This window comes from Parafrankia sp. EUN1f (genome assembly GCF_000177675.1).
Classification (GTDB): Bacteria; Actinomycetota; Actinomycetes; order Frankiales; family Frankiaceae; genus Parafrankia.
Map to the genome: position 1 here is coordinate 1 of NZ_ADGX01000231.1, position 9,897 is coordinate 9,897.

Consider the following 9,897-nt stretch of genomic DNA (forward strand, 5'->3'; position numbering starts at 1 on the left):
GCCCGGTAGAACTTCAGGCGCCACAGCATGAACGGCATTGCGATCGGGCTGGATCGGTACTCGCCGATCGTGGGTGACCGGAGCCGGCGGCCGTGGTGGCCGGGTTGGGCGGGGATGCCGAGCTGGCCGCTCCCAACTCGGCATCCGTGGGACATCGGGAGCATTCCGTCGCCGCGCGACCCGGCTCGGTGGGCACCCGCGGCGACACCCTGGGCCGGGTCGCCATGAATCGTGGTCTCGTGCTCTCGGATCACGGCGGAGCGGGACGTCGCCCGCTCCGCTGGAATGAACCCCGGATGCCGTGACTGTTCACCGGGAGGCGCACAGCGAGGAGTGTTGAATAGGAGTGTTTCCGTAGTGACGTGTCGCCGGCGGTTATCGGTCGACCCTTGACGAGGGCCGGGAACCACGCTTCTCTGCGTTCCGGGGGGCGAACCGGACGCGGCTCGCCACCCCCTGCCATTCCGGCAGGCTTGCCAGCGCAACGTTGGTCAGCGCGCGGCGGCGCCGACCCGCCCGGGGCGAGTTCGCCGTGCCGCCCGATCGAAAGGAGCGCCCGTGGCCGGTCCCGTCGACGCGGGCGCCGGAGCCGGCGCGAGCATGGAGACCGGCGCGAGCATGGAGACCGGCGCGAGCATGGCGACCGGCGCGAGCATGGCGACCGGCGCGTGAGCGGGGGTGTCGGCGGGAGCGTGGATGCCGGCGGGAGCGTGGGCTTGGGCACGGGTGCCGGCGTGCGCGTGCACGCTGACGCCGCTGAGCGTGCGGGCACCGGCGCGGCCGGGCGCGCGGGCACCGGCGCGGCCGCGGAGCCTGTCCTGGCGCTGGACGTCCGTTCCTGGCGGCGCGTGCTGTTCCTGCTCCTGGATCTCCCGCTGGGGCTGGTCGGGTTCGCCTTCGTCGTCACGTGGTTCTCCCTCGCGCTGGGCCTGGCCATCACCGTCATCGGCCTGCCGTTGCTCCGCATCGGGCTGGTCGTCACCCGCGCGCTCGGCACGGTCGAGCGCGCGCGTGCCCGGGCGCTGCTCGGGCTGCACATCCCGGCGGCGTCCCGTCCGGCGCCACCGCCGCCCGGCTCGATGGCTCGCCTGTGGGCCGCGTTGGCGGATCCGGTCGGCTGGCGGCATGTTCTGTACTTCTTCGTCCGCCTGCCCTGGGCGATCATCACGTTCGTCGTGACACTGGTGTTGCTTCTGGTCGCCTGGCCGGTGCTGCCGGTGGTGGCACGGGCCTTGGGCGCCGTGGACAAGGCCATGATCTCGGCGCTGCTGTCGCCGTCCGACCGGATGGAACGCCGGATCCGGGAGCTGGAGACGGGCCGGGGCACCGTCGTCGACACCGCCGCCGCCGATCTGCGCCGCATCGAGCGGGACCTGCACGACGGCGCGCAGGCCCGGCTGGTCGCACTCGCCATGGGGCTGGGGATGGCGCGGGAGAAGCTCGAGGAGGACCCCGAGGCCGCGGCGAGGATGGTCGAGCAGGCCCACGACGAGGTGAAGCTGGCACTGCGCGAGCTGCGGGATCTCGCCCGCGGGATCCACCCCGCGATCCTGACCGACCGCGGCCTGCCGGGGGCGGTTGCCTCGCTCGGCGCGCGGTGCACCGTTCCGGTGCAGGTCACGGTCGAGCTGGCGCGGCGGCCGGCCCCGGCGATCGAAGGCATCGTCTACTTCACCGCGGCAGAGCTGGTCACGAACATCAGCAAGCACAGCCAGGCGGTCTCCGCGGTTCTCGACCTGCGCCGGGTCGGGGGCCGGCTGCGGCTGGTGGTGACCGACGACGGTCGGGGCGGGGCACGGGTCGGCTCGGGGAGCGGGCTCGCGGGGCTTGCGGAACGGCTGGGCGCGATCGATGGCACCCTGCTCGTGCACAGCCCGGACGGTGGGCCGACGCGCGTCGAGGCGACGGTGCCCTGGCGGGATCGGGAACCGTCGGGGCGATAAGCCGCCGCGCGACCCCCGGCCGGCCGAATTCGAATCTCTTTCCGGCCGCTCCGGCGGGCCCCGAAAAGCCCGCCGCCGGGCCGGTCAGTGATTCCTGCCGGGGCACCAGAAGGCGGGCGAGTAACGATCGAGTTACCGGCCGGTGCACGGACCGGGCTGTGTGACGCGGCCCGCCGCGGCCGTCCGCGGCCTTTTGACGTGGGCGGACGTCCGCCGCCTGAGCCCCGATGGGCTGGCGTTGGCAGCTGTTGGAGCTATGGTCGCGCAAGCGGGATTCGGAACAGATCCGCCTTTGAATACACCATGCAAGACCATGACAACGCAAATGATCGATCATCTTTGCGTGCACGTTGTGGTGTTACGGGAATCTCCCGGCAATTTCCCGCGAAGCCATTGAAGAGTCCTCGCGGCTGTTATAGCTTGCCGTAACCAGTCGTAATCGGTGCGTCAGTGCAGTGTCGTGTCTGGCGCGTGCCGCAATTTCCGGTAAATCCAGCGGAGTGTTTCCGGGACGTGTCTGGAATGTTCGTTGCCGGTGCCGCCAGGAGACGGGAAGGGGTGTAGATGCGCCTGTCCGAACTCGGATTCGATGGACTGGATGAATTCTCAGACGAGGTGTGGCGGGCGGTGGCACGCCACCCCTACAGCGGGGTCGACCTGCTGGCCGAATGGCTGCGCCGGCCGGAGCCGATCGTCCAGGCGGAGATGGAGAGGCTGGTAGAGGCCGGTCTGGTCCGTCAGGTCGGGCACCAGTGGGAGCCTCAGGACCCGGCGCGCGTGCTGCAGGCACGGCACGCGGTACGTGAGGCGGCGCTGGTGGCCGAACGGGCCCGAATGGCGGATGAACGGGCCCAGCTCTACCGTTCGGGGCTCTTCGGGGACTACGTCGCCGGCCGCCGCAGAGCGGGGACGAATGCCGGCATCCAGGTTCTCGCCCGCGATGAGATTTTCCCGCGAATGGCCGAACTCACCGGAAAGTCCACGCAGTCCATCCGATTCCTGCTCAGTGGTCCGCCGCCGCCCGGCCTCGGTGGGGACGTCCCGGATCTGCTGGTCCCGGCCGCGGGCCGGGGAGTGCACGTCGCCAGCGTCTGGACGCCCGGTGCGGTCACGGCGGCCAGGCGGCGAAACGCCGGGCGGCGGCTGCCGCCCATCGGTCAGGTGTATGTGGCCCCTGCGTTGCCGATGCGGGCGATCGTCTGGGACGCCACCGCTGCCCTGGTTCCCGTGCGGGACGACGATCTCGACGACGGGGCGTTCGCGGTCGTCGCGCCGACGCTCGTCCTGGCGGTCGCCGACATGGTGACCCGCACCCAGCGGGCGGCCGCTGTCCGCGGCAGTGCGGAGGTGGTCGTCGACGAACCGGCGACGATGCGCCGCCAGCGAGCACTGCTGCGCCTGCTCGACATGGGTCTGGACGACAGCCGGGCGGCCCGGGAGCTGGGGGTCTCCGATCGCACCGTGAAGCGTGACGTGGCCGAGCTGTGCCAGCGCTTCGGCGTCCTGAGCAGGTTCCAGCTCGGTGCCGCCGCCGCCCGGTCCGGCTATCTGTCCAGGGGTGGCCGGGGTGCGGAGCAGGGCGGCGCCGCTGTCCCGTCAGCCGTCGGCGCCCCGTCAGCCGTTCCTTCGGCCGTTCCGCCAGCCGCGCCGCCGGCGGCCGCGATCCCGTCGACGGTCCCTGCTGCCGGCACTCGAACGGTCGGAATGGCATGAACAGGACACGGCGTCCCTTAAGCGTCACATGATTACTCTTCCGGTCAACCGTCAACCACGACTACCGTCCTGCTCGCCGACGGGATCGAGATAGCTGCTCAGAGTTGCTCCGGCGTGGTGGATGTACTCGGCACGCGGCCGTGGAGCCACCCAGAGCGCTGACGGCTGGGCGTGGCGTGTCCCCTCCCTGCCACGCCCCGGTCCCGTCGGGTGACTTGACGTCCGGCGGACCCCGCGTCCCGACGAGAGGTGGCGGAGTGCGGAACTGGCCCATTCGCTACAAGATCACCGTGGTGCTGCTCCTGCCACTGCTTGCTCTGGTCGGATTCGGTGGCTGGGTCGTCTCCGGTCAGCTCGCCGCGCAGCGGGCGAGCGAGCAGACGCGCACGGCGGCCCGGTTCCTCATCCACGTCAACGATCTTGTGTATTCCCTGCAGACAGAGCGGTACGCCGTGTCCAGCCTGGTGGGCTCCGGGTACCGGGAACGCGACTTCGCGGTCCGTTCGACGAACGCGCGACGCCCCGTCGACGAGGCGCTCGCGACCGTCACGAAGACCGCCGCGGAGCTGCCCGCCGGCCCGCGCAACCAGGTCCGGGACGCGGTCGCCGCGGCCCAGGGCCAGATGGGGGGCCTCGCGACCGTGCGGGCCGGGGTCGACGCGCAGACCCTGCAGCCCGGCCCGGGGACCGTCACCTACAACCAGATGATCTCCGGTTGGCTGGACGTCGGCGCCGCCATGGTCGGCATCGGCAGCGAGGACACGGACGTCGTGCGGGTCGCGACCGCGCTGTCCGCGATCTCCCGGGTGGGTGAGTCGATCAGCCAGCAGTACGGGTACGTCTCGTCGGCGGCCGTGCTCGGCACCGCGGTGCCCGACAGCGTCACCCGCGTCCAGTCGGCGATCGGTACGGAGACCGCCTGGATGACCCAGTTCCGGCTGTCCGCCACCGCAGCCGAGGTGGCCCTCTACGACAGGCTGGTCGGCCCCACCCAGGCGGCGGTGACCGAGCTGCGCGACAAGGTGCTGCACGGGCAGCGGATCGACTTCAGCGCCTGGGCGGCGGCGAGCGGGGCGAAGTCCGAGCAGGTCCGCGCGGTCCAGCGGCAGGTTGTCGAGGAGTTGGAGCATCGCAGCGGGACGCTGGCCGACGCGGCGCTGCGCCAGGCCGCGCTGTCCGGTCTGCTCGCGGCCGGTGTCCTCGCGTTGTCCGTCGCGGTGTCCGTCGGTGTCGCCAGCCGGATCGTCGGCGGGCTGCGCAACCTGCGCGCCGGTGCGCTCGACGTCGCCCAGCGCCGACTGCCAGAGGTCACCTCGAAGCTACGGCAGGGCCAGCCCGTGGACCTTGAGGCGGAGCCCGCGGCCTTCCCGACCGCGGGCGGCGACGAGATCGGTGACGTCGCGCGCGCCTTCAACGTCACCTACTCGTCGGCCGTCACGGCGGCCTACGAGGTCGCCGAGGGCCGCAGCGTCGGCGCCATCCTGCAGACGCTGGCGCGGCGCACCCAGAGCCTCATCCAGCGCCAGCTCCGGCTGATCGACGAACTGGAGCGCGACCAGCAGGACGGCGAGATCCTGACCAAGCTGTTCGGCGTCGACCACCAGGCCACCAGAATGCGGCGGTTGGCCGAAAGCCTCATCGTGCTGTCCGGCGGCCAGCCGGGACGCACCTTCCGCGGCCCGGTCCGGCTGGTCCAGGTGCTGCGGGCGGCGGTCAGCGAGGTCGAGGACTACACCCGGGTCCATGTGCACCTGCCGACGTCCGATGTCGAGATCGTCGGCTCCGCCGTCGGTGACCTCACCCACATGCTCGCCGAGCTCATCGAGAACGCCACCGCCTTCTCCCCGCCCGACACGCCGGTGACGGTGCAGGCCAGCCGGGTCGGCCAGGGCTGGACGGTGGAGATCGAGGACCGCGGGGTCGGCCTCGACGACGAGACGTACGCCGCGACCAACCACCGCATGGCGAACCCGCCGCCGTTCGAGGCCTCGACGCACGGCAGCCAGATCGGTCTGTTCGTCGTCGCGCGCCTCGCCGCCCGGCACCGGATCGCGGTGCGTTTCAAGCCCAGCGTCTACGGCGGTGTGCACGTGGTCACGATCATTCCCGCGGGTCTCATCCACACCGAGGTCGCCCACCAGACCGCGATGCTTCCGGCGGGCAGGGCGGGCGGCACCGGTGGTACCGGTGGTACCGGCGGTGGTCCGGACGACCCGGGGCGGCGCAGGCCGGAACTGGGCCCGGGCGGCGGTCCCGGTGGGGATCGCGGCAACGGTGGCGGCAGGCACGCGCCCACCGAGGAGTTCGCGCTGCCCGTCGGGACGGGAACAGCGCCCCACCCGGTCGGCGCGCGGGCCGGCAGCGGCATCGGTGTCGATCTGACCGGCGACGCGGACGGCCGTTCGAGCCGCTCCGGGGACACCGTCCGCATGGGCCGGGGCGGTGACAACGGGCACGGCGACGGCTATGGACGTCCCGACGGGTTCGGGGCGGACGTGCGCCTCGGCGGGTTCGCCGACTCGACCCACGGGGCGCACGCCGCTCACGGTGCTCACAGCGATCACGGGGCCAACGGAGCCGGCGAGGCAGGCATGTACGGCACCCGCGACTTCGCCGAGGGCGCTCGGGGCTCGGCCGGTTCCGGTGCGGCCGCCCGGTCCGGTGCGGCGCCCGGCTTCGACCCGCTCGCGGCGGGGGCCGGCGCACCGCTGGGTTCCGGGGGGCCGGGCGGGCACGGCGGGAGTGGCGGCAGTGGCGGGTATGGCGGCCAGGACGGATACGGCAGGCACGGCGGAAACGGCAGCAGGCCGGGCGGTTACAGCGGCCAAGACGGCAGTGGCGGCAGTGGCGGCAACGGCCGGCGCAGCGGGTACGGCGAATACGGCGGATACAGCGGTTCGAGAGTGCCACCGGACGACGTCCGGCCGGTGCGCCTGGATCCGGACCTGGACCCATCCTCGCGCCGCGGCAGCGAAGGACGTCCGCCCGGCGTGGCTGCCCACAGCGCCATGGACCTGGCCGACAGCGGCGTCTTCGACCCCCTGTTCGGACCGCTGCGGGGCAGCGACGGTGCGGCCGCGACCGTGCCGGGCGGCACCGGGGGCCATCCACGGCTTGAGGACCTGCCGCGCCGCCGCCGCGGGGCGCATCTCGCCGAGAGCCTGCGCTCCGAACCCGACGCGGAGCAGCCGGCCCGCCGCACCGCCCGCCCGCCCGACCCCGAGGCCGCTCGTGCGCTCGCCCAGGGCTTCACCAGCGCATTCGAACGCGGAATGCGCGACGCCGACGACCTCGACGGGAGATAAGCGATGCACCGACAGCCCGACCTCTCCTTTCTGCTCGATCGCCTGCGCGAGACCGTTCCCGACATCCTGTGCGCGGTTGTCCTGTCCGCGGACGGACTGCTGCTCGCCACGTCGAGCGGGATCGAACGCACGGCGGCCGACCAGCTCGCCGCGGTCGCGTCCGGCTTCGACGCACTGGCCCGCGGCGCCGCTCGCCAGCACGGCTGGGGCCAGGTCAACAAGACGATGGTCGACATGGAGAACGGCTACCTGTTCATCACCGCTGTCGGCCACAGCGCCTGCCTCGCCGTCTCCAGCACCGCCGACGCCGACGTCGGCCAGATCGCCTACGAGATGGCGCACCTGGTCAGCAGGGCCGGCCGGTTCCTGACCCCGGAGCTTCGCAGCCAGATGCGGGCGGCCCTGCCGTCCTGAGTCGACCCGGACCGCGTGCCAGCGGGGGAGGGAGGTAGACGGTGCCCGAGGACTGGTCCGGGTCGCCGGCGCCGGGCGAGCACTGGGACGACGCCGAGGCGTTCGTCCGCCCCTACGCGGTGACCCGAGGACGCACGACGCCGGCGGTGCCGCTGGAGCTCGTCGCGCTCGTCGCGACCACCGACGGCGGCATGGCGGCGATCCGGCGGCGCGGCCGGCTCGCTCCCGAGGAACACGACATCGCGATCCTGTGCATGCGAATTCACTCGATCGCCGAGATCTCCGCCCGTCTGAAACTGCCGTTGATGGTGGTGCGGGTACTCATCGACGACATGGCGCGGGGCGGAATGGTCTCCGTCCACCGCCCCGAACATCCTGATCGACCCAGCCCGGAGCTCCTACGGAGGGTTCTGCATGGTCTCACCACTCTCTAGACGCGCACCCACCGCGGTGAAGGTGCTCGTCGCCGGTGGCTTCGGAGTTGGCAAGACGACGTTCGTCGGGTCGGTGAGCGAGATCGAACCGCTCACCACCGAGGCGGCGATGACCAGCGCCAGCGTCGGCGTCGACGACACCAGCGCGGTGAACAGGAAGACGACCACCACCGTGGCCATGGACTTCGGTCGCCTCACGCTCAGCAACAACATCATTCTGTATCTGTTCGGTACTCCCGGCCAGGACCGGTTCTGGTTCATGTGGGACGAGCTCGTCCGGGGAGCGATCGGCGCGGTGGTGCTGGTCGACACCCGACGCATGGCCGACTCGTTTCCCGCCATCGATTTCTTCGAGAACCGCCAGGTGCCGTTCCTGGTCGCGGTCAACCGCTTCGAGGCGAACTCCCATGAATACCCGCTCCCGATGGTCCGTGATGCCGCCGACCTCGCTCCGCACAGGCCGGTGATGTACTGCGACGCCCGGCGCCCGGACAGCGCGCAGACGACGCTCGTCCATCTCGTGCGCCATGCCCTGGAACTTGCCCTTACCGGAGAACCACTGGATGGTCCGTGACCGGCCGGGCTCGGCGGTGACGATCAGCTCGGGGGGATCTCAGGAGGCCGTGATGTCAAGCCACAACCTCGACCTGCCCCGGCCGCGTGGCCGAGTGCCCGGAATCGAGATGGAGGTCTATGTCGACTGGGAGGACCAGATCGAGGTCGAGGACCCGCCCAACAGCCGACGTCCCGCGGTCATGGTGCGCATGCCGGCCTATGTCGCCGGCGGGCTCTCCCACGAGCTGCACAGCCTGGAGACGATCCGCGGCGCGATCGGCGGTGACTGCAGTGAATGGGCCCAGGTGGCTCGGGCGCTGCTGGCCGCGGCCCGGATGGCGGCCGGCTCGGACCGGCATCCCGAGCTGGCCGATCTGCCGGCGGCGCCGTTCGTGGCCGGCTCGGACCGGCATTCCGACCTCGCCGACCTCGCCGACCGGCCGCCGACGCCGTTCGCGGCCGGCTACCAGCGGATGGTGCCGGTGGACGGGCCCGTTCCCGGAGAATGCGCGTGACTCTGCTGCTGTTGACGGCCGAGGCCGGGACGGTGTTCGGCGTGACGGTCTGGGTGCTGCTCCGGATCTGGGCCCGGACGCGGGACATCAGCCTGGCCGACGTCGACTTCTACGACCCGCTGGCAGAAACCGGCCATCCGTTGGCAGGAACCGGCCAGGAATGCGGAACCGGCATGATTCCCGCCGCAATCACCACCACCTTCAGTGAACCCGCCGGCAGTCGGCGCTCCGGTAGTACCGACACAGCGGCGGACGGATCGGGTCAAGTGGGGCGAATACGACTGCCACGTAGTCCGTCGGCCGGTCCATGGGTGATGGACGAGAACGGCGTGGCGGGATTTGCGCGTTCTCCGCTCGGCGCTGTCGTCGGCGCTGTGAACATCGCCTTCCAGGTCATAGGCATGGACGGTGTGATCACCACCTGTCGGCGGATCGCCACCCGGCAACAGGGCGCTGACCTGCGTGAATGTTCCGCGGATGGGCCCGGGAGCGGTTCCGGTCACTGGCCGGCGGCCGAGTTCGGTTCAGGAATCGATCCGCGCCGGCGGGGCAACCAGGTGAACGGCTCCGACGGTAAAGAGGATCACGGGTCGACCGGGCGAGCGGTCGGCAATCTTACCCGCCGCACCTATGAGCAAATTGAGATCACCGGATGGAAGCTTGAGAGCTATTCATCAGAGAACGCGACGGTACGGTATGTTCTCACCCGGTTCGGGGGCGGCGATGACGTCGTCTCGGTGACGATGCGGGTCGAGGTGAACTGGGCCGATGGCGACTGGCGGGTCGTCGCTCCGCCTACGGGGGAGTGGTTCGGCGTGTTCAGCGCGGACGGCGATATGTCCGGTTTCATTCTCTTTCCCGCAGACGTTACGTCGCTGTCGTCGCCGCGCCGCTGACAGGCGGGTCCTGCCAGCCGTGGAGTCGGGGGTTCGTGCCCGCACAGGCCGACACGAACCCCAACACCACGGACGGGGCGTGGAGTCCCACATCTGTCGCGGGTGCGAACGCGTGCATGGCG

8 protein-coding genes are annotated in these 9,897 nt (G+C 71.3%); all 8 read left to right on the top strand.

Features of this window, described 5'->3' with window-relative positions; genetic code table 11:
• The first annotated feature begins 734 nt into the window (after positions 1-734).
• The 8 genes from FREUN1FDRAFT_RS35930 (at position 735) to FREUN1FDRAFT_RS35965 (ending at position 9,775) form a co-directional block, all read left to right on the top strand.
• A complete protein-coding gene (locus FREUN1FDRAFT_RS35930; RefSeq protein ID WP_050796171.1) occupies positions 735-1,943 on the top strand; it encodes a sensor histidine kinase in 1,209 nt (402 codons plus the stop codon).
• Positions 1,944-2,570: 627 nt separating this feature from the next.
• Positions 2,571-3,656, top strand: coding sequence for a LuxR family transcriptional regulator (locus FREUN1FDRAFT_RS35935; RefSeq protein WP_232295576.1), 1,086 nt, complete (start codon positions 2,571-2,573; stop codon positions 3,654-3,656).
• Between the two features lie 257 nt (positions 3,657-3,913).
• The gene (locus FREUN1FDRAFT_RS35940) at positions 3,914-6,961 is read left to right on the top strand and encodes a nitrate- and nitrite sensing domain-containing protein (RefSeq protein ID WP_006545323.1); all 3,048 of its coding nucleotides are present in this window, start codon (positions 3,914-3,916) and stop codon (positions 6,959-6,961) included.
• A gap of 3 nt (positions 6,962-6,964) precedes the next feature.
• A complete protein-coding gene (locus FREUN1FDRAFT_RS35945) occupies positions 6,965-7,375 on the top strand; it encodes a roadblock/LC7 domain-containing protein (protein WP_006545324.1) in 411 nt (136 codons plus the stop codon).
• Between the two features lie 41 nt (positions 7,376-7,416).
• A complete protein-coding gene (locus FREUN1FDRAFT_RS35950; protein WP_006545325.1) occupies positions 7,417-7,809 on the top strand; it encodes a DUF742 domain-containing protein in 393 nt (130 codons plus the stop codon).
• Positions 7,790-8,383 carry an ATP/GTP-binding protein gene (locus tag FREUN1FDRAFT_RS35955; RefSeq protein WP_006545326.1) on the top strand — a complete coding sequence of 198 codons (594 nt, stop codon included), beginning with the start codon at positions 7,790-7,792 and terminating at the stop codon, positions 8,381-8,383. Before FREUN1FDRAFT_RS35950 ends, FREUN1FDRAFT_RS35955 begins: the two co-directional genes overlap by 20 nt.
• Positions 8,384-8,435: 52 nt before the next feature.
• On the top strand, positions 8,436-8,879 hold the full coding sequence (locus FREUN1FDRAFT_RS35960; protein ID WP_006545327.1) for a hypothetical protein: 444 nt from the start codon (positions 8,436-8,438) through the stop codon (positions 8,877-8,879).
• Positions 8,880-8,911: 32 nt separating this feature from the next.
• A complete protein-coding gene (locus FREUN1FDRAFT_RS35965; protein WP_157475770.1) occupies positions 8,912-9,775 on the top strand; it encodes a hypothetical protein in 864 nt (287 codons plus the stop codon).
• Positions 9,776-9,897: the final 122 nt, after the last annotated feature.